Annotated in this window: 26 protein-coding genes; 11 read left to right on the top strand and 15 right to left on the bottom strand. The window is 42.3% G+C overall.

What is annotated here, in order from left to right; translation table 11 throughout:
- Nucleotides 1-14: 14 nt before the first annotated feature.
- The 3 genes from QA601_14435 to QA601_14445 all read right to left on the bottom strand — a co-directional run bounded on the left by QA601_14435 (nt 15) and on the right by QA601_14445 (nt 3084).
- Nucleotides 15-164: a sensory rhodopsin transducer gene (locus QA601_14435; GenBank protein MDG5816289.1), complete on the bottom strand. Its 150-nt coding sequence runs from the start codon at nt 162-164 to the stop codon at nt 15-17.
- 463 nt (nt 165-627) lie between these two features.
- Nucleotides 628-1470 (bottom strand): deoxyribonuclease IV, encoded by an 843-nt coding sequence (gene nfo / locus QA601_14440; protein MDG5816290.1) that lies wholly within the window; start codon nt 1468-1470, stop codon nt 628-630.
- A gap of 18 nt (nt 1471-1488) precedes the next feature.
- Nucleotides 1489-3084, bottom strand: coding sequence for a right-handed parallel beta-helix repeat-containing protein (locus tag QA601_14445; GenBank protein ID MDG5816291.1), 1596 nt, complete (start codon nt 3082-3084; stop codon nt 1489-1491).
- Nucleotides 3085-3174: 90 nt separating this feature from the next.
- Here QA601_14445 and QA601_14450 point away from each other — a divergent pair, with 90 nt between their 5' ends.
- Entirely contained in the window at nt 3175-4086 is a 912-nt protein-coding gene (locus QA601_14450) for a PEGA domain-containing protein (protein MDG5816292.1), read from the top strand.
- Here the strand turns inward: QA601_14450 and QA601_14455 are convergent.
- Together QA601_14455 and QA601_14460 are read right to left on the bottom strand one after the other, a co-directional pair.
- Nucleotides 4083-4292 (bottom strand): helix-hairpin-helix domain-containing protein, encoded by a 210-nt coding sequence (locus QA601_14455; GenBank protein ID MDG5816293.1) that lies wholly within the window; start codon nt 4290-4292, stop codon nt 4083-4085. The genes QA601_14450 and QA601_14455 overlap by 4 nt on opposite strands.
- 4 nt (nt 4293-4296) lie before the next feature.
- Nucleotides 4297-5250 carry a PAC2 family protein gene (locus QA601_14460; GenBank protein ID MDG5816294.1) on the bottom strand — a complete coding sequence of 318 codons (954 nt, stop codon included), beginning with the start codon at nt 5248-5250 and terminating at the stop codon, nt 4297-4299.
- Between the two features lie 137 nt (nt 5251-5387).
- Between QA601_14460 and msrA the strand changes: the two genes are divergently transcribed.
- From msrA to QA601_14475, 3 genes are read left to right on the top strand one after another with little or no spacing between them, the layout of a single operon-like run.
- Nucleotides 5388-5933: a peptide-methionine (S)-S-oxide reductase MsrA gene (gene msrA / locus QA601_14465; GenBank protein MDG5816295.1), complete on the top strand. Its 546-nt coding sequence runs from the start codon at nt 5388-5390 to the stop codon at nt 5931-5933.
- Complete coding sequence (gene msrB, locus QA601_14470) at nt 5930-6376, top strand: peptide-methionine (R)-S-oxide reductase MsrB (protein MDG5816296.1); 447 nt, start codon at nt 5930-5932, stop codon at nt 6374-6376. Before msrA ends, msrB begins: the two co-directional genes overlap by 4 nt.
- Before the next feature lie 53 nt (nt 6377-6429).
- The gene (locus QA601_14475; GenBank protein MDG5816297.1) at nt 6430-7317 is read left to right on the top strand and encodes an SDR family oxidoreductase; all 888 of its coding nucleotides are present in this window, start codon (nt 6430-6432) and stop codon (nt 7315-7317) included.
- Nucleotides 7318-7374: 57 nt separating this feature from the next.
- On the opposite strand, the gene QA601_14480 is transcribed toward QA601_14475, so the two are convergent.
- Together QA601_14480 and QA601_14485 are read right to left on the bottom strand one after the other, a co-directional pair.
- The gene (locus tag QA601_14480) at nt 7375-7908 is read right to left on the bottom strand and encodes an OmpA family protein (GenBank protein ID MDG5816298.1); all 534 of its coding nucleotides are present in this window, start codon (nt 7906-7908) and stop codon (nt 7375-7377) included.
- Between the two features lie 193 nt (nt 7909-8101).
- On the bottom strand, nt 8102-8239 hold the full coding sequence (locus QA601_14485) for a hypothetical protein (protein MDG5816299.1): 138 nt from the start codon (nt 8237-8239) through the stop codon (nt 8102-8104).
- A 208-nt stretch (nt 8240-8447) separates the two neighbouring features.
- Here QA601_14485 and QA601_14490 point away from each other — a divergent pair, with 208 nt between their 5' ends.
- A complete protein-coding gene (locus QA601_14490) occupies nt 8448-10826 on the top strand; it encodes an ATP-binding protein (protein ID MDG5816300.1) in 2379 nt (792 codons plus the stop codon).
- A gap of 38 nt (nt 10827-10864) precedes the next feature.
- On the opposite strand, the gene QA601_14495 is transcribed toward QA601_14490, so the two are convergent.
- On the bottom strand, nt 10865-11290 hold the full coding sequence (locus QA601_14495) for a DUF2267 domain-containing protein (protein MDG5816301.1): 426 nt from the start codon (nt 11288-11290) through the stop codon (nt 10865-10867).
- Between the two features lie 37 nt (nt 11291-11327).
- Nucleotides 11328-12515 (bottom strand): DHH family phosphoesterase, encoded by a 1188-nt coding sequence (locus tag QA601_14500; GenBank protein ID MDG5816302.1) that lies wholly within the window; start codon nt 12513-12515, stop codon nt 11328-11330.
- Nucleotides 12516-12805: 290 nt separating this feature from the next.
- Between QA601_14500 and QA601_14505 the strand changes: the two genes are divergently transcribed.
- The 6 genes from QA601_14505 to QA601_14530 all read left to right on the top strand — a co-directional run bounded on the left by QA601_14505 (nt 12806) and on the right by QA601_14530 (nt 18006).
- Complete coding sequence (locus tag QA601_14505) at nt 12806-13918, top strand: hypothetical protein (protein MDG5816303.1); 1113 nt, start codon at nt 12806-12808, stop codon at nt 13916-13918.
- Nucleotides 13919-14036: 118 nt separating this feature from the next.
- Entirely contained in the window at nt 14037-14618 is a 582-nt protein-coding gene (locus QA601_14510) for a DUF4389 domain-containing protein (protein ID MDG5816304.1), read from the top strand.
- An 80-nt stretch (nt 14619-14698) separates the two neighbouring features.
- Nucleotides 14699-15205 carry a DUF4870 domain-containing protein gene (locus QA601_14515; GenBank protein ID MDG5816305.1) on the top strand — a complete coding sequence of 169 codons (507 nt, stop codon included), beginning with the start codon at nt 14699-14701 and terminating at the stop codon, nt 15203-15205.
- Between the two features lie 3 nt (nt 15206-15208).
- The gene (locus QA601_14520) at nt 15209-16036 is read left to right on the top strand and encodes a M48 family metallopeptidase (protein MDG5816306.1); all 828 of its coding nucleotides are present in this window, start codon (nt 15209-15211) and stop codon (nt 16034-16036) included.
- Between the two features lie 158 nt (nt 16037-16194).
- Nucleotides 16195-17457, top strand: coding sequence for a PLP-dependent transferase (locus QA601_14525; GenBank protein ID MDG5816307.1), 1263 nt, complete (start codon nt 16195-16197; stop codon nt 17455-17457).
- A gap of 57 nt (nt 17458-17514) precedes the next feature.
- The gene (locus QA601_14530; GenBank protein ID MDG5816308.1) at nt 17515-18006 is read left to right on the top strand and encodes a cupin domain-containing protein; all 492 of its coding nucleotides are present in this window, start codon (nt 17515-17517) and stop codon (nt 18004-18006) included.
- A 10-nt stretch (nt 18007-18016) separates the two neighbouring features.
- On the opposite strand, the gene QA601_14535 is transcribed toward QA601_14530, so the two are convergent.
- The 6 genes from QA601_14535 to QA601_14560 form a co-directional block, all read right to left on the bottom strand.
- Entirely contained in the window at nt 18017-18937 is a 921-nt protein-coding gene (locus QA601_14535) for a glycosyltransferase (protein ID MDG5816309.1), read from the bottom strand.
- Between the two features lie 101 nt (nt 18938-19038).
- Nucleotides 19039-20232: an MFS transporter gene (locus QA601_14540; protein MDG5816310.1), complete on the bottom strand. Its 1194-nt coding sequence runs from the start codon at nt 20230-20232 to the stop codon at nt 19039-19041.
- Nucleotides 20229-22853 (bottom strand): PEP/pyruvate-binding domain-containing protein, encoded by a 2625-nt coding sequence (locus QA601_14545; GenBank protein ID MDG5816311.1) that lies wholly within the window; start codon nt 22851-22853, stop codon nt 20229-20231. Before QA601_14545 ends, QA601_14540 begins: the two co-directional genes overlap by 4 nt.
- A 143-nt stretch (nt 22854-22996) precedes the next feature.
- Nucleotides 22997-23683: a TetR/AcrR family transcriptional regulator gene (locus QA601_14550; protein ID MDG5816312.1), complete on the bottom strand. Its 687-nt coding sequence runs from the start codon at nt 23681-23683 to the stop codon at nt 22997-22999.
- A gap of 233 nt (nt 23684-23916) precedes the next feature.
- Nucleotides 23917-24069, bottom strand: coding sequence for a hypothetical protein (locus QA601_14555; protein ID MDG5816313.1), 153 nt, complete (start codon nt 24067-24069; stop codon nt 23917-23919).
- A 97-nt stretch (nt 24070-24166) separates the two neighbouring features.
- A complete protein-coding gene (locus QA601_14560; protein MDG5816314.1) occupies nt 24167-24808 on the bottom strand; it encodes a GNAT family N-acetyltransferase in 642 nt (213 codons plus the stop codon).
- Between the last annotated feature and the right edge of the window lie 659 nt (nt 24809-25467).

Raw genomic sequence — 25467 nt, forward strand, 5'->3', positions numbered from 1 at the left:
ACTTTCTTTTTACTTCAATCACTGCCAAAAGCTATTGTGCTCATAATTGCATTTTCAGCCTGCCTGCTGTCCAATCGGGTATGCTGAACAACCACGGGAAGATCAGACTCTATAACACAACCATAGTCAGTTCCTGCAGGTATGGGCATTGGGCAATTGCCCATTTTCGCTTTCCCGGTATTGCGCCCTCAGACATAATAAACTCCTTTTCTGGTGATGATACTGGTTAATGAAGCAAAAGCTTTGCCCCATTTTGGTTTTAGTGTTTTCCTCAAACCATATGGTATTCAAAGTACAAGTATCCCAGTAACGGGTCTCGAATGTTTAGTGAAAAAATTATAGTTCTTTTAACTACGGAAGGTTATGTACGAACAGACTTTTTGATAACAAAACTCCACCTGTTTAGAAGCTGTTAACTATAGAGTTGAGTTACTATTATGCACGTAGGCCCGAAATCATCCATCTTGGAATTTGATAACTGCGGCTAAGCATATTACATATATCAATAAATCTTTATATAAAAAGATTCACCAACACAGGCAGCTAGTACACAGTCTGTTATTGTTTTTCATTTATTCTCATTTTCCATTACTATGAGGAAAATTCCGGAAGCTTCATTTTGAAATACTAAGCACAGAAACTGTAAAGGAGCTCTATCTCTTCACGCCATATCGCTGCATCGATGGTTTCAAGAACAAGAGGTATATCTTCAAAACGTTCATCATTCATTAAACATCGAAACGCGGTTTCACCGATATTGCCTTTAGCTATACTTTCGTGACGATCAACCCTGCTGCCAAGAGTTGTCTTGCAATCATTTAAATGAGCACCTCTTATATGTTCTCTTCCAACCAGAGAATCAAGCTCTTTCATAACACGTTCATAATTACTAATTGTGGTAATATCATATCCGGCAGCGAATATATGACAAGTATCAATGCAGATTCCGCAACGCAAGCGATCTTCGACCCCGTCAAGTATTCTGGCCAAATGGTCAAATTGGTACCCTACACTCCCCCCCTGCCCTGCAGTTGTTTCGATCACAATTCCACAACCACTGACAGCAGAAAGTACCCTATTTATTGAATCAGAAACGGTTTTTAAACATTGCTCTTCAGAAACAGCACCCAGATGGCTGCCTGGATGAATATTAAGCCACGGTACACCAAGCAATGCACAGCGTTCAGCCTCATCGATCAATGCATCAATAGATTTGGAGCGGATTTGTGGATCCGGGTGCCCAATGTTTAGCAGATAACTCCCATGGGGAAGGATGTCATCGGGAATATAGTCACACGCACGTAAATTGCTTTTAAAAGCATCAACAACCTTATCTTCTAATGGTTTAGCAGCCCAGCGTCTCTGGTTTTTTGTAAAAAGTGCAAATGCCTTTGCTCCCAGTGCATGGGCGTTCAAGGGAGCATTGTGTACCCCTCCAGCAGTGCTAACGTGTGGTCCTACTTTTTTCACATCTCCTCCAGTATAATTCTACCTAAAACCAGCACCTAAATTGAGCACATCCTGAGCAGTAACAGTAAAATCACCATTTTGCCTGTCATGAAATAGTGGATCGTGCGAGATATAAGGTACATTATGTTCTATATGGGAAGCTTCTGCATCAAACGCCCCAGCTTCATTACCGTAAAAAACACTGAGCTGGGTAGTAAATGTTCCCTGCTCTGAGCCGTTTTCGTCCCTCTTTATTCCATAGCTGCCATTGAACGTAAAAAGGCAACGCTCAAAATCTGCCTGGCGATTAGCGGATTCTATTCGTACCCCCTGTGAGCGATTATCAGAAATGGTACTTCTCTGAAAGAAAAGGGTCTGAGACACAAGATTTATACCATGAAGCCCGTTATGAGCAACTAACACATTTTCACCTATCAGTTTATAATCGCTTATGACGTTTCCCTGAGCACGTATGCCGGACCAGCCATTATACAAAACTTTACAATTCTTAAGAGTTACTTCACTTTCAAGTACTTCAATGCCGTATTGCCTGTTGCTGGTAAATATACAATTTTCAAAGTAAATTGATCTACTGTGAGCCTCAACTTTCACCCCGCTCACAGCACTGTTTGCGAAAACAAGGCCGTAGAATTGAATATGGGAACGATTGCTGATAATTACATCACTGGAATCAAGAACTGAACGGTGAAGGGGAGCACCGATAATGACTATAGGGTTAGCTTCTGTTCCGGTGTTAAAAAATCTTAGTGAAACACTGTAAACACCTGAATCAAGTACGATTGTATCACCAGGACTGGACTCATTTATTGCCTCAAGAAGCTCCCGGTCATTTCTAACCGTTGGTTCGTGACGGGTTCGGGAATCATACAGAATAGAATCATTATATCTTAATATTTGTATGTTAAGGTTATGAACATTGTTATTATAATCAGCAATAAACCCGCTGTTTTTCTCTAAATAGTAACTGTGTTGCTCGATTGAAGCCCTCATTTTGCTGATTCTGGAATCCAGAGAATCTAGTTTATTAAAAACGGAATCGACATAGAAGGAAGGGAAGACACCGTTTGGTAGACACTTATCATTCACATCAGAAATCAGTTTTTCTACATATACCGAACCGTCCTGGAACTGTGCCTCAATTGCCTTATAACCAAACTCTTTTTCAGAGAAAAGATAAAAAGTCAAGGTATCCAATAAACTCTTTAATTGTGGTGTTTCGTTTTCCGAACGGATACGATTTAGACTATCGATGTAGCTATTGAGGGCTAAAATGGAGTCATTGCTCTGTTTTATATGTAGGTTTTTAGTCTCAGAATCAGCATTAAGTTCATTAATTGAATCTAACAAATCTTCATCTTCAGATCGTTTAGTTAAATCAGCCATGCGATTCAAAACAGAATCGATGTACTGGGTGTTCTCCTCATACAACTCCTCAATAATTATATTGGGGCAGCCTTTATGAGGATCCCAGGGATTACTACGTTCAATACAGGAGGATAAAAAAGCTGCTGTGAGCAGAGCTGAAACTAACAAACCTACCCGAAGTGAAACAATACCTTCTCCACCTCTAAACGTTGTAGGATTTCTTCTGTTTTTATAATTCAGCCCAACCAAGGAAATGCCTTCCGAAACATTAATGTATATTTATCATGTATGAGTTTTGCCAAAGAAGGGTATACCCATTCATAACCGGACAGGTAACACGTGAGAGTTTTAGGTTTAATCGTTTTAACTCTTTATTGCAGTGCTATTGCTTCTGACAGTGAGTGTCCTGAAGATAGCAAACCCCTCCTCTTTACCACCTATCTCTATCCAGAAAATATAATCAATGAATCGCTATTAAAGGAACTCTTCGAAGAATTATACTCCTCTTTGAGAGAAATTGGGTACTGTCTTATAGAAATGGACCATTGGTACGAAGAGAGTTCCACTGAGAGAAATGATTCCGAGCAGCTAACTCTTCTACTGTCTATAATAGAAAATGAAGCTGATTTGGATACAAAAGAGCCATTACTCCTTGCTTCCATATCCCAAAAGCCACCCGAGAGTAGATCGGAAATCAAAGAGATGGTCGCCAACCCACTGATCTCTTTTTCTGTAAGCAGGGAAGACCTGTTTGCCACCCAATCCATTATAGCCAGGAAAATAAAAGAGAACCTCAGAAATCAATACCTCTACCATATAAGGATTTATTCATCTCCTGAAGGGGTTAATATCCAAGGACCCGGTGGAATCGAAGGTATCACTCCCCTTGAGCTGGTTAGACCCATTGGACGGTTTTCCATTGAAGCATCAAAAGAAGGGTATCAGACTTTATGCAAAGATCTGTTTTTTGAAGATGGAGGAACCCACAGCATCTACCTTCAACTAAACAAGAGAAGGTTTTACCACTCAAAATATTTTTACGTAGCAGCTCTCAGCGCTCTTTCTTCGGTGGTCTTTTACACCCTTGAGAACCATTATCATCAGCAGTACCTTTCTTTGGGAAGGGAAGATTACTTTGAGCGGCCTGAAAGGTTTGACACACTTTTTAAAAGAGCCCAGACCTTTGAACGCCTGGCTGTTTCTTCTTTGATTTTAAGTGGTGTCTCGCTTGGACTTTCGTTTGCATTTTAAAGCTCAAAATCTATTCTGTCTTTTTGCTTCTGAAGAATCTTCAACAACCGTTCATCAATACTTGGCACTTTTCGTTTCAAATCCTCCCAACAGCGATAGGGCCTGTGGTCGACAATCTCTTTAGCTTTAAGCTCACCAATCTGAGGCAGTTTTGAAATCTCCTCTAACCCAGATTTATTAAGATTCACCCTTGAGCCATTATCCAATATATTATTCCTCCTCTTTAAACAGATCGAGAAATCTTTTCTCATAAAGGTCGAAAATACCCCACCGGTCTAACTCCGCTTTAAGCTCCTTTGCTCTTTCCCTGTTTTTACTTTGAGCCACCTCCCTGAAAAGCCTCTCAATTCTGTTCATAACCATTTCCGGAACCCTCTCATCATCTCCCTGCTGCTCCTTAAGTTCAAAAGGTTGCTCCAATCCCAACTCCTCATCACCTTCAATCATTGAAGGGAAAACCTGCCTGAGTCTCTCCTCTATATCCTCATAAGTCTCATCATAAGCCCGTGTCTGCTCTTCGATCTCAGAAGTATCCACATCAAGATCTGCGATTTTTGATAGGGCTTTAATTATTTCCAAAGAGCCCTTTGGATAAAGAAGCCCTGAGGCATACGATGGAATAGTAGCAAGGATGCAGGCTGCTTCAATGTCCTGAGAAGCCGCGATTCCAAGCAATACACCATTAAGCCCACTGATAAACCCCTCAGGCATAGGCTCTATACCAAACAGCGAAAGTTCCCTTAAAAATTTCTGTCTGTTTGCAGCAGCGAAAACTCTGCTTGGTGCTTTGTAACTCATAGGATAAGGGAAAGCAGCTGCGGTGAAAATTCGTGGGGCCTTTATTTTCCGTGCCACATCCAAAACAGCTTCTGCCACGGTTATAGCTTCAGTTCCACCAAGCTGCATCGTGCTTTCGAAGAAAACCAGATCCGGGTTGTGTTGCTCCATAAAAAAACTTTTGGGAATTTCGGGAAAGCTGGCAAGTCCTTTATGAACAACGACTTCTTCAGGCGAATAGAATGGACCCATATCAAGCTCAGCAAAGAGCCTTGCATCAACTCCCCTTCTTATGTACTCCATTGCGGTTAATCCTACATCACCCATCCCCGGCCACGCTGCAAACATAAGCGGCGGAGTGTTAAAATCCAGCATCCCTTTGCCCATACTTTTCACCCCTTTACATGAAATATGATCTACTTATTCACTTAAGACTGGTTGCAAAAAGCATTCCATAACTACCTCTTTGGACTAAAATTTTATCCCCCCAAAAGCCGAATTATTCTTAGAAAGGAACTATTTTTATGAACAATCATTATCAGTATGCCACATTTGCAGGAGGATGTTTCTGGTGCCTCCAAGGTCCTTTTGAAGCTCAGGATGGAGTAATTGAAGTATGGGCCGGGTACACAGGAGGCACAACTGAAAACCCTACCTACCAACAGGTAAGCCAGGGGAACACCGGTCACAGAGAAGCGGTTCAGGTACTGTTTGATCCCGGAAAAATCAGCTATACCAAGCTGCTTGAAATATTCTGGCTCCAAATTGACCCTACCGATCCTAATGGACAATTTGCCGACCGGGGTTCACAATACAAAACAGCGATCTTCTATCACAATGAAGAGCAAAAAAGGTTGGCCTTAGAGTCTAAAGAGATGCTCCAAAATTCAGCCGTTTTCGATAAAAAAGTAGTAACAGAAATAATCCCTGCCACAAAATTCTATAAAGCTGAACCAGATCATCAGTTCTATTACCGAAAAAATCCCCTTCACTACCAATTATACAAAAAAGCATCAGGAAGGGAACAGTTCATAAACTCAACTCTTGGCAAACAAAGGAAAAGGAAATGAAAGAGTATAAACGCCCATCACCAGAAATAATTAAGTCCAAACTGACTCCACTGCAGTACAGAGTTACCCAGCAGTGCGGCACCGAGCCCCCTTTCGATAATCAATTCTGGGACAACCATGAGGAGGGGATATATGTGGATATTGTAAGCGGTGAGCCACTCTTTTCATCAAAAGACAAGTACGATTCAGGTACCGGGTGGCCAAGTTTTTTCAAGCCCCTGAAAAGGGAAAACCTTATAGAAGCAGAGGATCGAAGTCACGGTATGGTACGCACAGAGGTGTGCAGTAAACATGGCAAGAGCCACCTGGGACATCTCTTTAATGATGGGCCAGAACCCACAGGACTACGGTACTGCATCAATTCAGCTGCTTTGCGTTTTGTTCCGAAAGGAAAACTGCAGCAAGAAGGTTACGGGAAGTACGAGGAACTGTTCGAACACTAACTTCCTATACTATATTTACTACTAAGCAGTGAAACCTTTACCAGGCAGACGAGATGAAAATACTCATTATAGGGGCAAGTGGATTTCTGGGATTTCACCTTCTCAGAGAGGCACTCAGGGAGAATACAGCGTTCGATATTACTGCCACCTACAATCATACTAAATTAGCACTAACAGGCGTTAAGAATTTCAAATGTGATCTGTGCAAAGATAAAAACCTATCAGCTGTTATCGAAACGGTCACGCCAGATACTTTAATCTATTGTGCTGCTGTTGCCTCTCCCGAAACTTGTGAAAGACACCCGAAACTTTCACTTGCCATAAACACCCAAACCCCCGCTCATATTGCTAAATTATGTTACTTTAAAGGAGTGCGGTTCATCTATACTTCCACAGATCTAATATTTGATGGTGAGTCTGCTCCCTACAGGGAAGACTCACCCCCATCTCCCATAAACACCTATGGAAAGCACAAACACCTTGCAGAAAAAAGCATTCTCAGCTCAAACCCCCACGCCCTTATCTGTAGACTACCATTACTCTACGGCTTTTGTGCTAACAAAAAAAATTTTACCATGTCTGTTATCGATTCACTGAGAGCCAATAGAAGAGTTAATCTGTTTCATGATGAATTCCGCACTCCTGCGAATGCATCTGATGTAGCCAGATTTTTACTTCAATGCCCCCCGGAGCTAAGCGGTACGCTACACCTGGGTGGAAAAGAAATTGTTAGCAGATACCAATTTGGAGGTTTGATAGCGGAGATTTTTGAGCTGAATAAGTCCCTTATAGCTGCTACGAGTCAGAGAGATATTGTTACAAGCGCAGCAAGACCCAGAGATGTTTCGCTGCTCAGTGAAAAAGCATTCTCACTGGGTTACTGTCCAAAAACAGTGGTTGAAGGGCTTTTGAAGTTAAAGGAAGAGCTTAGAAATGGCTAATAAAAAAAGGGCGACCCGTTTGGATCACCCCTTTATACCGTTCTTCTTGCGCTAACTCTATCTACTCAATACTGTCCACTCAACACGTCTGTTTTGTGAGTGACAGTCATCGTTAATACCACAGTTTCTGCGCACAGGATTTTCCTTACCGTAGGAAGTAATATCGATTCTGTTGGCAGAGATACCATAATTTACCAGATAATCTTTTACTGCACTTGCGCGATTTTCACCCAAACCCATGTTGTACTGAGAAGAGCCACGTTCATCACAGTGTCCTTCAGCACGGATTCTCACCGATTCGTGCTCTCTTAAGACTTGAGCCACAGTTTCAAGTTTTCTAACTGTTTCTGGAAGCAATTCATAACGATCGAAATCGAAATAAACGGTCTGTAATGTCTCCCGAAGCAGAGAGTCTACATCCGGCTCTGGTGGTGGAGGCGGTGGTGGCGGTGGTGGCGGTTCCGGTTCCTCAACAACCGGCGGTGGTTCAGGGGTAGGTTCAACTGTTGTGACTTCTTTTCCTCCACAGCCCATCATTACCACACTCATGGCAAATGTAAGGACCATGAAACCGTACAAAACTCTATTCATCGGATACCTCCACACTCTTGTGTTGATTTGAGAAATTAGACTTTTTTTTCAGATTACCGTTTTTTGATACAAAGTGAAATATATTATGTGAATACTGAATTGAGCAAGTTTCAACAGGGAAGATAATGTAAAAATTTTAAAATATCCATTAAAAAACGTTTTTTGTGAAAAAAAACCAGTATGAAGCACTATTTCAATACCACCCAGCCCCATTCAGAGCTCCTTTTACCGGCAAAATCCCAGCATTTCTTCCCCTCTCCCCACTTTCTCTCTCTTTATAAATATTTCCATTTACTGAATCAATACTCCTAACATATATTGTATCTACCATCTGGATTGTAATCGCTTTTAGTAGCATTTTTGTTTAAAGAAGCTCATTTAAGCTTCGCCGGGCACCATTTTTCTCCTTCCAGTAGCTTGGCTTAAGCAAGCATTACAGTAAATGGGGATAAAACAAGAGATCAAATAACTCTACCCCCCGTTTTTTAAAGAAACTAAACGCTGAAGAATAGCAAAAATGATTGAAGTGAGAATATTAAATGAACAACCCTTTGAATACCTCATCTAAAGTGTTTTCAAATCTTGCAGAGTATGAGAACAGTGCACAGAAACTCCTGCACGATTTGCCCTTTGCTGTTTTGATTCTCGATGAACACTATTGTGTTTCAAGCGCAAACAAACCAGCTGTTTCCCTGTTGAATTTTAACCCTAAGGGAGAGCTGGTCGAAAGTGTTTTTAAGAGATGCAAAGCAAACAAACCCTACATCGCTGACCGGATTAAAAATACCCCCCATTCTAATACCACCATAACCACTTTAACAGACCATAAAAAGTATCTCTTGTCCTCAGCTAAAGTACAATTCCAATATTCTGAAAACTTCTCTACAATTGTGCTGCTATACGAACTGAGCAGTGAAGAGTGCTGTACACACCAAAATAACAAAGCCATGCCCGATTATTGCCAGTGGTTACTGTCTCACTATCTCTCCCCTACTTCTTTATCTTCTGTTTCTACTATGCCCTATGGTGACCTCACCGCACTAAACAAAAACGGAGAGATCCTAAACAGCCTGGGCAAAGAGATGTTAAAGGACATTGCAAGTGATTTTTTAAACTTACCCGGGATAAATACTGTAATTTTTGAAAAAAACTGCCATTATGCTCTCAATATGATAACTAATGAATGGTGCCGTTTTCTCAATCAGGCCACACGTGAGAGTGTTGATACCGAATCAAATAGTGAAGCCATGGAGAGTGGTTGCTGGTTATGTCATGAGTCGTGTTCCTCGGTGGCCAAAGAAGCAATCAATCGATCAGAGGCAGTTAGCAGTAAATGTCACCTTGGGTTAAACCTCTTTGCGATTCCAATCAAAGCCAACCGTGAAATAGTAGGGGCACTGGTTTTTGGTTATGGAAATCCTTATAAAAACCCTGAGCATCTTGCTGAGATTGCCAAAAAGATCAATGTCGATTACAAAAAACTCTACTCTCTTTCCTATAACTCAAAAGCGCCCCCATCAATTATAACCGAGACAGCCAAAAGCAGACTATTTCTCAGCTCAAAACTTATTGGAACTATATTAGAGCGCAAAAGAGCAGAAGAGGCATTAAAGAGCGCCTACAGCGAAGTTGAAAGGCGTGTAGAATCAAGAACCGCTGCGCTGAACCGTTCACACCAGATGCTTAGAACAGAGACAAGAGAGCGGCTTAGAGCCGAACATGAACTACTGCAAAAACATCTAGCCCTGGAAAATGTTTACTCTATAGCAACAAGTGTCACCAATGATTTTTACGACCTTTATGACAGAATAATTTCGGGCATAGCTACAGTGCTCCACATCCCCCATGCAGCGCTGGGTATAGTACATCAGAAAAATTTCAGCACTCTGTCCCAACACCATAACGGTATAAAGAAACATCAAAACTCCATAGCCTTAAGTAGTCATCCTTGCGGAATCATTCTAAAAGATAAGCAGCCCTTGCAGCTATCAGGGCAGCTACAGGAACACTATCCCCAATTTTTTGCAGAGTATCCGGATATGATTTCATTTATCGGTGTACCTGTTCTTGGTAATGATAAACGACTGATCGGCGCTATTTGTGCTATGGATACCCAACCCAGAGTTTTTACAGAATATGAGTTTCAGCAACTTGAAATCTTCTCCCGATTTTTAGCCCGTGAGATTGAACAGAGCAACCTTGAGCAGCAACTTTTTCAAAACCAGGAGATGAAAATGCTTGGTTTGTTAACTTCAGGTGTGGCTCATGAAGTAAGAAATCCACTCAATGGCATACTTGCTATTACAGAAGCCCTGGATATGGAGCTTGGTAAAAATGAGGAGTACCGCCCCTATATTGAACACATTAGAGCTCAGGTAACCCGGCTATCAAACCTAATGCACGAACTGCTTGATCTTGGACGTCCTGTAGAGAAAAAGGATATGTGTGCCTTTAGAGTAAAAGATATCTTAAAGGACGCCATCTCTACCTGGCAGCAATCATCAAAATACAAAAATTATAAAGTCAGGCTAAAGATCAGAAGAAATGTGCACGATAAAATGATTATCTGTGATCAGGAGAAGCTTCAACAGGTCATGCTCAATCTTATTGAAAACGCCTGTGCTCACAGCGACCACACTAAAGAGGTACTGGTGAGCACCGAGTTAGCAGCCGGGGAAGACAATATTATTATTAAGGTGATTGATCAGGGCAGCGGGATATCTCCTGACCATCTTAAGAGATTGTTTGATCCCTTTTTTACTACCCGCAAAGGAGGTACAGGACTTGGACTTGGGATAGTGAAGAAGATTGTTGAAAGTCACAGAGGCACTATACAACTTTATAACAACCAACAAGCAACAGGGTGCACAGCAGAGATGATTTTCAGGGTTGAAAAGACAAATACCGGGGAAACATAGGTGTAGCTAACCATTTTCCCCGGTTTAAAGAGTAGGTTTTACTTCCAGAGCTCCAACAACTCCTCAGGCATCATCCCTTTTACATCCTTTATTTCACCTTCTGTTACTCTTCTTTTTAATACATTGAATACTGATCGGGCAATTTTATCTGTAGAAATCTCACCATCACTATGATAGTTTTGCTGTATGTAGTTTAAGAAATCATCAATATGGCGAATTTTTACAGGATTACGTGACGGGTCCCATTCATCATAATAGATTCCTCTAACAAGCATGGGGAGCTGAGCGCCTAAATCAGCAGCTTCATCCAGTGTCAGCCTATCCCTCAGAGAATGTAAAACTGCTCTTAATGCTCCATAAGCCCGTCTTCGGGAATCAACCCCCATCTCCTGCATTATTTCTTTGAGCCAAATATCAGCTTTTTGCACAGCAGTATCAAAGCTCTCTAACCCTGTCATAGTCATACACTTTACTCCTTTTTTTTCGATTGTGCGCACAGATTTACACAGCCACGCTTCCCTGGCCTACCTTTTGAACGCTTTCGTTCTTTTTACAATCTCCAAGATTGGTCACCCAGTCCTGGCAGTGTTCTATCAGCGATTCATCATGTTTATTAAAAAACTTTGTATCTGATTTATCTCCCGTAGTGGTTACAGAGCGGCTATTTTGTATCCCGTTTTCACTCCTATACTGAGATAATTGATTCAAAAGCAACAGTTGCTCTGTAGCTTTCAAAAGCTCTTCTCTGCATTGTGCTGAATCGGGGATTGTACAGCCTGCAGCCCCAATGTGCCCCCCGCCTCCAAACTTTTTTGCCAATAACGAAACATCCATCCCCTCTTTTGACCTGAAACTAACCCGCAGCTTACCCCCTCTTTGTTCTCTGAAAAGCACAGCAATTTTTACACTACTTATTGAGCGCATCTTTTCTATCACAGGGTCACCATGGGCTTCACCGGCACCAAGCTTTAAAAAATCTTCCCTGGTAAGGAAGGAACAGGCAAGCTGACCATTATGGTAGAACCTACACCGTGAAAGACAAATACCACCCAAAATTTCTGTCTCCCTTGATGTAACCCAAAAAACCGTCTCCGCCACACGCGAAAAGTCCATTCCTGTCTTTAAAAGTTCAGCACATATTTGAAAAGTATCGGGCCGTACACCCGGAAGACGAAAAGAGTTGGTTTCTACTATAATGGAAGTAAGGATGCTCTGAGCAATATCAGCGGTTATTTCCACTCCAAGCTCAGTTAAGAGATGAAAAACCATCTCACCGACCGAAGCGGCCTCATCATCTATATAGGAATAATCTCCAAAACTTGCGCGGCACTGATGGTGATCTATTTCAATGATCTTTTTAGCCCTCCTAAACACCCCGCCACCTTCTGCAACCATCTCCCTGCCGGCGCAATCAACCGCTATAGCAATATCAAAACGCCCTTCCACATGCCTGTACACTCTTTCTGCTCCGGCAAGCTCACAATACCGCTCCGGAATCCCCTCATCACATACCATATAAACCTGCTTGCCCAGACGCTCCAGCCCAAGACCCAGTGACAGAAGCGATCCGATACAATCTCCATCGGGATTTTTATGTCCAGCTATCACAATACTCTCCGCAGACTCTATACAGTCTCTAACCGCAAATAATCCCCGCACAGACTCTACTTTCTCTGTTTGTATGAACATCAAAACCCCACTCTCTCGTTTCTAAGCTTAATAGTACTTACCATATACTGTTTTTTTTATTCCTTTTAACCTTTGGAGCAATACCTATGCCATCACACGGCAGGCCTTAACGCTCAATTTCACCAAACAATTATTATTAATTTGTCCTGCTCTTATCACTTTTGAGAAAAGATCTATAAGCGATGTGCAGAAAAGAGCAGTAAAGAGTGGTACTATTATTGCCTCCCTTTGTATCCCATCTCCCATCAAATACAATGCTCATCCACACTTTTTTAACTTTGGAGAGAAGCATGAATAGAAAAGTTCACTTCAAACCGTACTTCTCCGGATATGTAACTCCCCAGAATCCAGTACTGCGCTTTCCACTTAACCCCATCCTAACCCCACAAAAAGTAAACCAAATATGGAAATCACCTGCTCTTCAGGTCACCACCGTTCACAACGCCGGTATTACCTACTTTGATGGCCAAACCATCATGCTCTTTCGCTCACATCTTAAAAACGGAATCAGCGTGATCGGTTTGGCTAAAAGCAAAGATGGCTTTTTGCGGTGGAATGTTGCCCCTTCACCAGTACTCATACCAGCTAATCAATCCAGCGATTTCAAGGAAAACCTTAACCCTAACGATCAGATAGAAACTGAAAGCGGTGGTATTGAAGACCCCAGGATAAATCCTATTGATAACACCTTTGCCATCACCTACAGTGCCTACAGCAGTAAAGAAAAGGACAGAGTACGAGTCTGTATAGCACAAACAGAGGATTTCAACACCTTTACCCGACTGGGAGCAATGCAAAACATAGACATGAGAAATGTTGTTGTATTTCCAGAAAAAATTAAGGGTAAGTATGCTGCCTTATTCAGGCCCAATGACCCATCAGATAGTGATGTTGGCGGAGCATTTACGCGCATCCACCTGGGTTACACAACAGACTGGGAAAACGGCCCCTGGGAGATAAATTCCCAACCAGTCTTTAAAACCGGTAAAGGACCAGGTGCATTTCAGGATAAAATCGGTCCCGGAGCTCCGCCCGTTAAAACAGATGCAGGGTGGATAAACATTTTCCATGGTGTCAGATCAACTATGGACGGAAACCCTTACGTTCTGGGAGTTGCTCTTCATGATTTAAATGACCCTCAAAAAGTTAAGGTTTCAGGCATCCCTATTCTTTTCCCCTCAATGGCAGACTGCAAGGTAAATGAGTATGATTATGTTCACGTACCCAATGTTGTATTTACATGTGGTTTAGAGTGCAAAGAAGATGGAACCATTATAATTTATTACGGTGGTAACGATACGGTTATGAACTGCGCAGCTACTCATAGAGATATTCTCGTTAACCTTTGCCAGGAGTATGGTTTGGACCCTATTAGTGGAGAGACACTTTACTCTTTAGCTTAAGTGAATTATTAGCTAAGAATTCTGTACTGTTTATCCATATTGACTCTTTACTTCAATACAATATATATTGCTATAAATTCTGTTTCACCAACATACACTGATTAAGGAGGAAATTCAAATGGTTTTTGATATCCCCAGACAGGAATACTTTTCCAGATCAGAGCTGCTTCTACGCTCCTTTTTTGGGTGGTTGTACATCGCAATCCCTCATTTCTTCCTACTGTTTTTTGCTGGTATATGGAGTGGAATACTTGGCTTTGTTGCTTTCTGGGTAGTTCTTTTCACAGGTAAATATCCTCAGAGTATGTTTGAATATCAGGTAAAGCTTATGAACTGGTCTTCAAGAGTAGCGGGATCCATTAACCACCTCTTCGATGGGTATCCCTCTTTAGGTTTAGAACCAGATGATAAAGTTACCCTTGAAATTCCTTATCCTGAAAAACTAAGCCGCGGACTTGTGTTACTCAGAACGTTTTTTGGCATATTCTATATAACAATCCCTCACTGGTTTGTTCTGTATTTCAGATTAATAATTGGTTCTTTTCTTGAATTTCTTGCATGGTGGGTGGTGTTGTTCACAGGTTCCTATCCCGAATCATGGCACAGTTTTAATGTAGGCACCCTGCGTTGGATGATGCGTTTAAAGGCCTACAAATCCTTTTTAACCGATACTTACCCAAAGTTTTCAGGAAAAGAATAAATCAAAATCACTGTACACAACATTAATAATTACTATGTTGTGTGCAGTAAGTTCACCATTAAACCTCAGGATTCAAACCGATGAGTGAAAACCAAACAGCGACAAGTCTCACAATCCCCCAACCTCATGAAATCACCGAACGGGAAAAAGAGGATGCTATGGGAGCGTACCTGATGATGTTTGGCGCTTTGGGAGCAGGGTTGCCAATTCCATTTCTAAGTCTTATAGCGGCTATTATTTACCACTACCTTAATAGTAAAACCTCTAAATTTGTGGGATTTCACTCGCTTCAATCATTACTGACAGAATCAATTATCTCAGTATTTAACGGAGTGGCTGTGATATGGACTATCTTCATACTTTTTACAGAGCGGTCCTTTAACAGCACGTTCTACAGTTTTCTTCTATTTACCCTCTTCTGGAATCTAATTTATATCGTTTTCTCGATTATAGCGTGTATCGCAGCGAGAAAAGGTAAATTTTACTATTATCTTGTTTTTGGCAGATTAGCCTTTAACCATTACTACAATCCCAAAAAAGAGACCCCAAAGGCGGAAATGGTCAATACCCCTCCCGGAGACTTTTAAGCAATGACACAAAGAGCATCAAAGGAATTATTACTCTTAGGATTACTTATAGTTATCACCGCATGTGTGGCGTTCTTTTCCCAGCAATACATTAAAAACAGGTCCTCTCTGCAATTAGGATTGAATCAGATGGATCAATTCTCAATCGATATGGAAAAGAAATTTTCAAAACAGGTGAAGAATATAATTATTAAAGACGCGGCTTTAGTAAACAGCCCCGAAATCAGCCATTTGATTGACTCAATAACCAACCGTTTTGAACATTCCATTGAAGACATTCCCTATCCTATCGAAGTTTTGGTGGTAAATAGCAGTACTGTCAATGCAGTTACATTCCCCGGTGGCCTTATAGTGATCTACGTTCCTCTTATACGTTTATGTGATTCTCCAGAGCAACTTGCCTCTGTGATAGCGCACGAAGTCGCACACGTAGTTAACAGAGATCCATTAAAAAGAATGGTCAGGCAATTTGGTGTCTCAACGGTTCTTTCAATCATGGGTGGAGGCTCGAGTACTCATCTGCAATCAGTAATCAAAAATCTGATCGATGTCACCTATACCCGGGAGCAAGAAGAAAGGGCAGATAGTACCGCTTTTTTCTTTTTAGCTGAAGCAGGTATCTGCCCTTCACACTTTTCAGATTTTATGAATAAGCTTGATGAGGAGACCTCTGAGGGCGATTCGCCCCTTCGGTATTTCAGTACCCACCCGCCAGTAAGGTCAAGAATCCAAAACGCAAACTCAGCCGCACTAAAATACGATGTTGATGCTATACCCTTAGACTTTAACTGGGATGAGTTACTAAAAGGCCTTCCTTCTATATTCGATTGAGGTGAGGATTTTAAGGCTTTTCCACTATAAACGCCACAACTTACACGCCTGCGATTCCCGCTAAAAAATGTGTGACCTACCCGGTTGGTTAATAAATTATTTTTGGCAGGTTTAGTCCAACCACGCCTATCTTTTTCAAGTTTCTGAAAGGAATCCTAATGAGAGATGAAACCAAATGTCTTCATGAAGGCTATGCTCCTGGGAATGGAGAGCCGGGCGTAATGCCGATAGTTCAAAGTACTACCTACCGTTTCGATACGACCGAACGGATCGGGGAATTATTTGATCTTCCCACAGCACATATGTATTCCCGTTTCTCCAACCCTACGGTAGAAGCGGTAGAGAAGAAGGTTACCTCACTTGAGGGCGGAGTAGGCGCCATAGCAACCTCCTCGGGCCAGAGCGCTTCACTACTATCCATTCTCAACATTTGCTCCAGCGGAGACAGTTTTATCAGTACCTCTACTATTTACGGCGGTACGGTTAATCTCTTTGCGGTCACTCTCAAACGATACGGAATTGAGTGTATCTTTGTGGATCCCGATGCCGATGAAGAAGAGATTCAAAACACTATTAAACCCAACACCAGAGCCATTTTTGGGGAAACACTGGCTAATCCCGCGCTGGCAGTACTGGATATAGAGAAATTTGCGACAATTGCCCATAAAAACAACGTGCCTCTTATCATCGATAATACCTTTGCTACACCAATTTTATGTAAGCCAATTGCGTACGGTGCGGATATTGTGGTTCATTCTACATCCAAATATCTTGATGGCCACGCTCTTCAGGTAGGCGGAATAATCGTTGACAGTGGTAAGTTTAACTGGAGCGATGGCAAATTTCCTGAATTTACTGAACCTGACCAGTCTTACCATGGAGTGATATACACCGAAACATTTGATACCGCAGCCTACATCGTAAAGCTTAGGATGCAGCTTATGCGTGATCTGGGATGTTACCCGGCAGCACACTCTGCGTTTTTGCTCAATCTTGGCCTGGAAACGCTTCCGCTGCGCATGGAGAGATATTGCCAAAACGCACTTAAGGTGGCAGAGTACTTTAAGAGTTCGCCTAAAGTGGAGTCTGTTCTCTATCCGGGATTAAAGGATGATAAGTACTACAGGGCAGCGAAAAAATACCTCCCCAAAGGCACAAGTGGTGTGGTTTGTTTCACCATAAAGGGAGGCAAGGAGACAGCCGCAAAGTTTATTAATGGTCTAAAGCTTGCCTGTAAGGAGGTGCATGTGGCTGACATTCGCACCTGTGTACTTCACCCTGCAAGTGGAACACACCGACAACTCACCGATGAACAGTTGGTCGCAGCAGGCATTAATCCCGGATTAATACGCGTTTCTGTTGGATTGGAAAACATTGATGACATAATTGAAGATATTGAACAGAGTTTTAACAACTTATAATAACCGTAAGAGTTTTTACTTATTTTAAAATTTCATTCTATCTAAAGGTCGCCAACATTGTATACAGCAGATTTTTTTATAAAAAACCTCAATCTTCAGCCCCATGTTGAGGGAGGGTATTACAGTGAAGTCTACAGAAGCCCACTAACCATTTCTGATGACAGATATGTCAACGGAACCAGAAATCTTTCAACTACCATCTATTTTCTGCTCGAATCTGGCCAACACTCCAAATTTCACAGTTTAAAGTCTGATGAAATCTGGTTTTATCACTGCGGTTCAGCGATGACCATACATACGATAGACAGTGATGGATCATTGAAGGATATAAAGCTCGGTCCGGGAATAAACAATGGACAAACTCCTCAGTTTGTTATCCAGGCTAATACCATTTTTGGCGCAGAGGTAGACACTAAAGACTCATTCAGTCTCGTCAGTTGTATGGTTTCGCCGGGATTTGATTTCAATGATTTTACACTGTATAACTCTGATGAACTCTCAAAGCTCTATCCTCAGCATACATCTTTAATAAAGCGTATCAATGGTTAGGCTTTATAGCTCAAACCTGTTTCTTAAGGTAAAGAGGCATTTTCATACAGGATGCTAAAAAGTCTATATACGCTTTAAGTATTTGCATACCGCTTAACGCCAACAGTTTAAAACTATGTTTACTGTTGGCTTTTCTGGAAAGATACTCTATGAGATTTTTAAGGTATATAATAAACACCTTCTGTGGTATTTTTCCGAAATGTAAAAGATAGAACAGAAGATGATTGTGAAGCCTTGAGAGGTAATACCGGTATTCCCGACTCTCATGACAACCACCATATGATCTACCGTGATGATGAACAAGCGCTTTAGGGTCATAGATTATTTTAAAGCCGGCTTTTCTTACCCTCAATGAAAAGTCCACATCCTCAAAGAGAGCATTACCGGTAAATCGCTCATTGAACAACCCGCTACGATACAGCACACCTCTTTTTACAGAGAAATTTGCCCCCGTTGCATATTCCACTTCGCCATGATAATCCAGATCAAAGTTGCCGGTTGTTTCACCGGTTAGGGGGTCTATTGTGGACACAACATCGGTTGCTGCCCAGCTAGCTGTACCCTTCTGCCTTACCCTCCCAGCCACAACCCCACACGATAAATCCCTGTGAGCTTGAAGGTGCTGTTTTATACAGTTTCCTTTTATTTCGCAGTCATCATCGATAAACAAAATTATCTCACCACCACTCTGTTTTATTCCGTTATTTCTGGCCAGGGGAAGATTTTTTCTCTTCTGCCTGATAAATTTCACCTGTGGGTGGTTTTTCTGTGCAGTTGTATGATTGTAGGTATCAGACTGATCGACAACGATCACCTCATAGCCATCAACCCAGAAGTTGCCCAGGGACTTAAGTGCCCGCTTTAGATCCTGTGGCCGGTTTAGTGTGGGGATAATTATGGACAGCGAAGTTGTTTTTTCATTATTGCTCATAAATAGTAACCTCTTTGCACTTTAGAGCTTACTATAGGAGCGACTCATAATCAATATGTCTGTTGGTCTATGAATAAGGTGACCTTAAACCAATGAATCCCTTATAAACATTTCATTGTTAAACACTCTCCTGCGCCTTTTAACACCCGTCCTCTGAAACTCATCAGAAACATCAATCCAAAAAAAGCAGCTATACTCAGGTAGGGGAAATTAATATTTATGTCGAAAACAAACCCGGCCCACAAAGGGCCAGCAATGCGACCGATACTCATAAACGATTCCGCAACACCCATCGCTGCTCCCTGATTGCCACAACACTGCCTTGAGACATAAGAAAGGGCCACCGGTTTTAACAAGGCGATAAAAAGCATAAACATACTTATTGATAGTATCACTGTCACAGTATGGGTGGCCAGTAACATTACTATAAACCCAAGCGCAATCACCGGAAATAGTAGCCGTATCAGAGTAACCTCACCAAAGCGCTTTGTTAAGGGCCCAACCAAAACCCCCTGCGCAACTGCATACATCAGACTCATAATCATCAGTAGTAACCCAACCTCCGCAGGACCATACCCGTATCTCTGCCAGGCAAAGAGGCCGTACACACTGGTAAATCCTGATTTACCAAAATTTACAGCGAACGCAGCAATAAGCCCTATAGCCATTGGACCCACAAGTGCAGTGTGGAAATTAACCTTAAAAAACCAATTCTTATCGTTTTTCTTAGTGGCGCGATTTTTCTCTTCCAATGATTCTGGAAGCCATACAACCATCACGGCCAAAGTCAGGAAACTAAACGCCGCTGCGATAAAAAACGGCACAGAAAGTGAACTAAACGCAAGCACTCCCCCGATACCGGGACCAAGAATCACTCCCAGTCCCGCGGCGCCACCAACCCGCCCCATAGCAGCACTGCGTTTGTCATCACTGTAGAGATCGCTGATCATTGCCATAGCTGCCGGAAAAGTTGCGCAGGAGAGCGCCCCCGCTAACACCTGCGCCCCATAAAGCATCCATAGCCTTGTGGCCAAACCCATCAGCAGCATTCCTGTACCCAACCCAAGCATTCCAAGAAGTAAAAAAGGCTTCCTTCCATGGGTGTCTGATAGGCTTCCCCACAGGGGCGCGAAAAGCAACTGCATCAGTCCATATACCGATACTAATAACCCAAGATGAATCCCTCTGCCACCAAGCGATTCGATATAGAAGGGAAAAAGAGGTATGGCGATCCCATACCCAACCATAGCCAGTGCAATACCGATGTAAAGAATAACTACCGCCCTCGTTGTCATTTTTTACTTTCCTCTTCACTCGATAGTTCAACAATGCCGGTCTCGCCATTTAAGCGTACCCGTTGCCCCTCTTTAAGCTCCACCGTAGCGTTTGCCACCCCAGCCACTGCAGGCAGCCCATACTCTCTGGCTACCACTGAACCATGACTAATTGGACCACCTGTTTCCATGATCAGCCCACCAAGCTTTAAAAACAGGGGCGTCCATGCAGGATTTGTGCCTATGGTAACCATAATATCACCTTTATTGAGACATTCCCCATCCTCCGGACGCCTGACAATTCGCACATAGCCTTCAAACACACCGGGTGATACCGGGACACCAGCCAATGCGTTCTCACCAGCTTCTACAGAAGCCGAATAGATACTCTCACCGGTACTGGTTACAATCCTTGGGGCTCTTCTGTTCATTTCAAGCTTATAGCGTTCCCTGTTTTCTGCTGCTTTTGCCCTGAGATCAAGACCGGAACGGATGTCTTCAAAATTTACCAAGAATATATCTTCAGGCTGCTTGAGACGACCCTTTGTAACCAGTTCCCTGCCAACCTCAAACAACTGCTCCCTGTAGATAGTTAACACATGACGCAGGTAGAACTTCGAGAGCTCCCGGACACCAAACATCTCCCTAAAGTCTCTGAGCATCTTTTCCACCTTTTTTGCTTTACCCCTGCACCCGAGCTCCTCCATCTTTTTTCTAATGCGCGCAATCGCTGCTTCAGCTTCCTCCCTGGCCTCAAAAAATCGTTTCAGACCTTCTTTGTACGTTTTGTTTTCGATGTGCGTATTAACAAGATCTACCACATAGGATGGATCCTCTTTCCATGATGGTACACCTACATCGAGTTCGATGTTGTTACGATGTCCATAGTTTTCAAGAAATGATTGTATCTGAGGGCTGTTCACCGTTGCGCGCTTTCCTGAACCATCCAGCTCTTCAGCGATTTTCAGAAGCGCCATACCCATCTCAGTTGTTACACTGTGGGGTATTGCCTTTTCTACTGCTTCAAGATCAGAAACATCATCCATACAAGTGCTCATGATCTTTCGTGCCTTTTCGATGTATGTTGAGGACACTGCAACAAAGAATACAATGCCAAAACCTTTCAACATAATGTCACCGGCTGTGTGCTCGATAAAGCGCATACGATCTTCACTTGTTTTCAGCTGCGCACACTCTGCCTTTATTTCATTGACCAACTCTTCACCATAAGCAATAGCCCCTTTTCTACCCGCCTCGGCACCGCGCTTGCCGACATTAAACATTCTTAAGGCACTCAGCCCATATCGGAGAGTATATCGGTTTAACAGTTTCAACATATTCAAACCCTTACCGCTTGTAATCTCCTTTTGCTCCCTTTGCAATAACTGAAGCAATGCTTTAGAGGTAACAGGATCTTTATCTATTGGATTATTTTCCAGTTTGCGCCGGAATTTTCGCATTCGCATTAACTCCGTTATATCGACAAAAAGCCGCCCCCCCAGATCATTTAAAGCCCAAAGCAGTCTTGAATCATCCAAATGCTTACCACCAAATTTCCTAATCGTATCCCTGACCATTTCCTTTATTACCTGAACACCCATCGGTGTAAACGGCTCCTGCATCGCCTGAGAGTAGTTATTCATGTTAAGATAGATTCGAAGCCCGTTTCGCCCCTGCACCCGTTCGGGCAAGTGGAATAGTGAAGTTACCGGACGCGACTGTACCAGATAGAACCGGTTATCTGCATAGGCCCATTCAACATCCTGCGGAGTGCCAAAATAGTTCTCAACCTGCAACGCAAGCTTAAGCATCGTCTTCACCTCTTCATTAGAGAGTGTTACCTTTTCCTGAAGCTCCTTTGCTACAGGTACCAAAACGATACCATTCGCTTTTCGCTCAGTCATGTGCTCCTTTTTTGCAACACTAGTCTCAACAATCTCTTCATTGCCTTTTTGAACAACCCACTGATCGGGGGTTACTTCTCCCCCTACAATCGCCTCACCAAGACCCCAGGATGAGTTTAGCAGAATCTGGTCACGACGGCCGTTTAGCGGATTTGCGGTAAAAAGGACACCGGATTTCTCTGAGAGAATAAGGTGTTGAACCACCACTCCATGTGCCAGATCAAGATTACTGATATCCAGTTTTTTACGATACAACAGTGCCCGGCTATTCCACAACGAGGCCCAGCATTGTTTAACACTTTTTAACAGCTCCTCTTCTCCCTGCACATTGAGAAATGTGGAGTATTGACCCGCAAAAGAGATCCCGGGCAGATCCTCGGCTGTAGCAGAGGAGCGAACTGCTATCACCGGTCTGCCCAGGGCCTTATAGATCGCTTCAATTTCAGCCTTAATCTCCCCGGGAACAACACCATCCACAAACCATCGCTTAATCTTCTCTGAAACACACTCCCCCTCTCTTTCATTATCAATACCAGCTTCTGAAAGCAGTGCTGTAATCTTTTCATCCAGTCCGTTAATCTTCACAAACTCCCTGTATGCATTGGTCAGTAAAACAAATCCGCCCGGAACAGGAAGCCCGGCCTCTATCATCTCACCAAGGTTTGCTCCCTTGCCACCCACTACGGCAAGATCAGTCTTTCGTACATCCTCTAAATTTTTCACATACAGGTAACTCATACTTCTCTCCTAAATGATGTGTATTTATAGTTTTAAGTTTTTCCCCTCAACGTGTTTCTTTCTTTTTGAGTAGCAAATTCACACTCCTTTCCTAAACCGACCGTCGGTATGTATGTAGGCAAAAAAAATGCCTTATCCACTACTCACCCCAAAAAGCGGTTCAAATACGGCTCTTTTATCACTACTGTTCCCGGAGAAAGCTTAAGAACCTCATTTATTATCTCCTCATAGTAATCCAATTTCTTTACCAGGCGCCCCCTGAGCTCTTTAAGATCCGGTGGGTTTTTTACCATTTCAGTGTTCACCAATTCTTCTGCTGAGGTATCCAGGCTATTCAACGCAAAGATAAGAAACTCAGAAAGTTCATGCGCATCACAGCTTCGGAACAACTTGTTTTCGATCCCCTCAGTAATAAACGTTTTGGTAATGATGAGCATTTTTGCCCGCAGTTTGGTTAGAATTTTACGTTCCAGTTTCAAGTTGTCATCTTCTTTAAATACTTTTTTAATTTTAGACCTCTGCTCTTTTGTGCCCGTTTTATGGCCCTGAATAGTTGCAATCATCACATTAAGCTTCTCTACTGCATTAAGGTCAGTTCTGTGCGCGATCTGCCCCAAAACCCTTAACACATGATCTGCATAGTTCTCCGATATCTGCTCGATTACATCTTCCTTGGACTGAAAGTAATGGTAAAAGGCACCTTTTGATACCCCCATTGCTTTGATTATATCGTTTACCGTGGTTTTCTCGTAACCCCTGGTGTTGAAAAGCTCAAGGGCGGTATTGAGAAAGTCCTGTTTTCGTTTCTCAGGATCGTGATGCCTGGTCAAAAGTGTCCTCCCTTCTATTTATACCGACCGTCGGTATGTTTAGTTTTAATATACCCCCATTTCATTGTGGAGTCAACACCTTTTTTTGCGATCTTTTTGTATACTCTCAAATATTTTCCCAGCTGTTTTCATTAAAACGGTGGGAATGGTTATAAACTATCATTGAAAGAGTAAACGGTGGCCAGAGGAAACTCTTGCAGCTAACACTAATGTATAGCCAATCAGGTTGGATGCTATTTGCCACTTTCTTTGACAGGCAAAAACCATACAACCCAAACAAACCATAAAAGCCACACCGAAGTCAATAGATCTCCCTGAATAACCTTAACGATGCCGTTTATACCCAAAAGACTAAGAAAGCCAAGTTGCCAGTACCGTCTTCTCATTAGCTCCTCTTTTTATAAAAAATGTTTACTCGTTAACAAACTAATTTTATCGCCCACGAGGCGTAGGGGCGCAAAGCCCCTGTTAAAAGAATATTACTCAGCATGCTTTTTGGGCATTTCGGTTTTCTCTAAACATGTGATATACAGTTAAATCTCCGGCATGCCGCTCATCAATTGTCTTATACCCAACCTTTTCATAAAGGATTTGATTCTTTTTGTCAGCAGTAAAAAGGTATACTCCTGAACTGTCTGGATCGTTTTCACTGATTGAATGAATTTGTGAAAGGAGTTTTTTTCCAATCCCCTGATTTTGATACTTGGGATGAACAGCCAGAGCTAAAAGTATGATGTAATTACCTTTTAAGCTCTTGGGTGCAGGTATAGTATTTCTCACTGAAAGCGCTCTTCCAATCCTTATTTTAAGTACCATGGGAGCAATGCAGCGCAATCTTTTCATCAGAAGTGTGATCCTTTTACCCAGTGGAAGTTTCCTGTTACTTTTAATAAGCGCCACCCCGGAAACTTCACCATCCCTTAAAGCAGCCAGCACCCTGCAACCGCTCTCAGCTACCCCCCTGGCTTCATTGGCTATATTCCTGCGATAAGCCTGGTAGGTACTATCTTTTGAAAAATCAAACAGATACTCTGTCATTACTTCATTTTTGAACGATTCAGCCACAACTTCTGCGCACTTTTCCACGTTCTCACTATCACAATCCCTGATCTCTACAGCACCCATCTCGTCTACTCCCGCTTATTTTAAAATTACCCAACTTGCGGCTAACACCGGCTCTACTAAGCAACGGTTCGCGATACAAAGGCTTTTACACACTTACAACTACTTCTCTATACAAATACAATACACGTAGTATAGAAAACCTTGCCCGTTTTCCGAAGCGATATTCCCTGAAAACAGGTTACCCTTGTAGTTCCTTTTTAAATTAATTTTTGCTTGGGTAGTATTCTTCCTTTTTACGCTTTTTGCTTCAAAACCATTAAACTGTGAGCCCTCCACCAATAAAAGCGCCAACACCTGTGACAAACACCCTTCGTCTCCTCCCCATTGTAACAAAGCGTTTGCACAATTACAGTGTTTGCGCAATTATGGTCCCACTTTGCCGTCCTAAATAACCCACTAAGAAGTATGCTATCGCCAATAGGTGCGTTTTTGAAACTATATATCGTGTATTGTAGATACCGCATCTTTGAGAGATGCCAGACAAAATGGTCTAAACCAGATCATTTCATCTGCTAACTTATACATAATCATCTCAAACCTAATCGAATCTATATCTTAACTACGTTTCTTTTTACTGAACCCCAAAATAGCATACTAATAAACAAAGGAGCTCTCTGGTGGGCTTTAGTACACCGCCATTTGAAAACTAACCAAAACCA

The sequence above is a fragment of the Chitinispirillales bacterium ANBcel5 genome (genome assembly GCA_029688955.1).
GTDB lineage: Bacteria > Fibrobacterota > Chitinivibrionia > Chitinivibrionales > Chitinispirillaceae > Cellulosispirillum > Cellulosispirillum alkaliphilum.

What these genes read in the sequence shown, in the direction of transcription:
- QA601_14495 (MDG5816301.1), bottom strand. Translation starts at nt 11,290, where the DNA reads ATGACTATGACAGGGTTAGAGAGCTTTGATACTGCTGTGCAAAAAGCT.
- QA601_14475 (MDG5816297.1), top strand. Translation starts at nt 6,430, where the DNA reads ATGAAAATACTCATTATAGGGGCAAGTGGATTTCTGGGATTTCACCTT.
- QA601_14480 (MDG5816298.1), bottom strand. Translation starts at nt 7,908, where the DNA reads ATGAATAGAGTTTTGTACGGTTTCATGGTCCTTACATTTGCCATGAGT.
- QA601_14460 (MDG5816294.1), bottom strand. Translation starts at nt 5,250, where the DNA reads ATGGGCAAAGGGATGCTGGATTTTAACACTCCGCCGCTTATGTTTGCA.
- QA601_14520 (MDG5816306.1), top strand. Translation starts at nt 15,209, where the DNA reads ATGACACAAAGAGCATCAAAGGAATTATTACTCTTAGGATTACTTATA.
- QA601_14540 (MDG5816310.1), bottom strand. Translation starts at nt 20,232, where the DNA reads ATGACAACGAGGGCGGTAGTTATTCTTTACATCGGTATTGCACTGGCT.
- QA601_14490 (MDG5816300.1), top strand. Translation starts at nt 8,448, where the DNA reads ATGAACAACCCTTTGAATACCTCATCTAAAGTGTTTTCAAATCTTGCA.
- QA601_14435 (MDG5816289.1), bottom strand. Translation starts at nt 164, where the DNA reads ATGGGCAATTGCCCAATGCCCATACCTGCAGGAACTGACTATGGTTGT.
- msrB (MDG5816296.1), top strand. Translation starts at nt 5,930, where the DNA reads ATGAAAGAGTATAAACGCCCATCACCAGAAATAATTAAGTCCAAACTG.
- QA601_14525 (MDG5816307.1), top strand. Translation starts at nt 16,195, where the DNA reads ATGAGAGATGAAACCAAATGTCTTCATGAAGGCTATGCTCCTGGGAAT.
- QA601_14545 (MDG5816311.1), bottom strand. Translation starts at nt 22,853, where the DNA reads ATGAGTTACCTGTATGTGAAAAATTTAGAGGATGTACGAAAGACTGAT.
- msrA (MDG5816295.1), top strand. Translation starts at nt 5,388, where the DNA reads ATGAACAATCATTATCAGTATGCCACATTTGCAGGAGGATGTTTCTGG.
- QA601_14560 (MDG5816314.1), bottom strand. Translation starts at nt 24,808, where the DNA reads ATGGGTGCTGTAGAGATCAGGGATTGTGATAGTGAGAACGTGGAAAAG.
- QA601_14500 (MDG5816302.1), bottom strand. Translation starts at nt 12,515, where the DNA reads ATGTTCATACAAACAGAGAAAGTAGAGTCTGTGCGGGGATTATTTGCG.
- QA601_14505 (MDG5816303.1), top strand. Translation starts at nt 12,806, where the DNA reads ATGAATAGAAAAGTTCACTTCAAACCGTACTTCTCCGGATATGTAACT.
- QA601_14555 (MDG5816313.1), bottom strand. Translation starts at nt 24,069, where the DNA reads ATGAGAAGACGGTACTGGCAACTTGGCTTTCTTAGTCTTTTGGGTATA.
- QA601_14535 (MDG5816309.1), bottom strand. Translation starts at nt 18,937, where the DNA reads ATGAGCAATAATGAAAAAACAACTTCGCTGTCCATAATTATCCCCACA.
- QA601_14485 (MDG5816299.1), bottom strand. Translation starts at nt 8,239, where the DNA reads ATGGTAGATACAATATATGTTAGGAGTATTGATTCAGTAAATGGAAAT.
- QA601_14515 (MDG5816305.1), top strand. Translation starts at nt 14,699, where the DNA reads ATGAGTGAAAACCAAACAGCGACAAGTCTCACAATCCCCCAACCTCAT.
- QA601_14510 (MDG5816304.1), top strand. Translation starts at nt 14,037, where the DNA reads ATGGTTTTTGATATCCCCAGACAGGAATACTTTTCCAGATCAGAGCTG.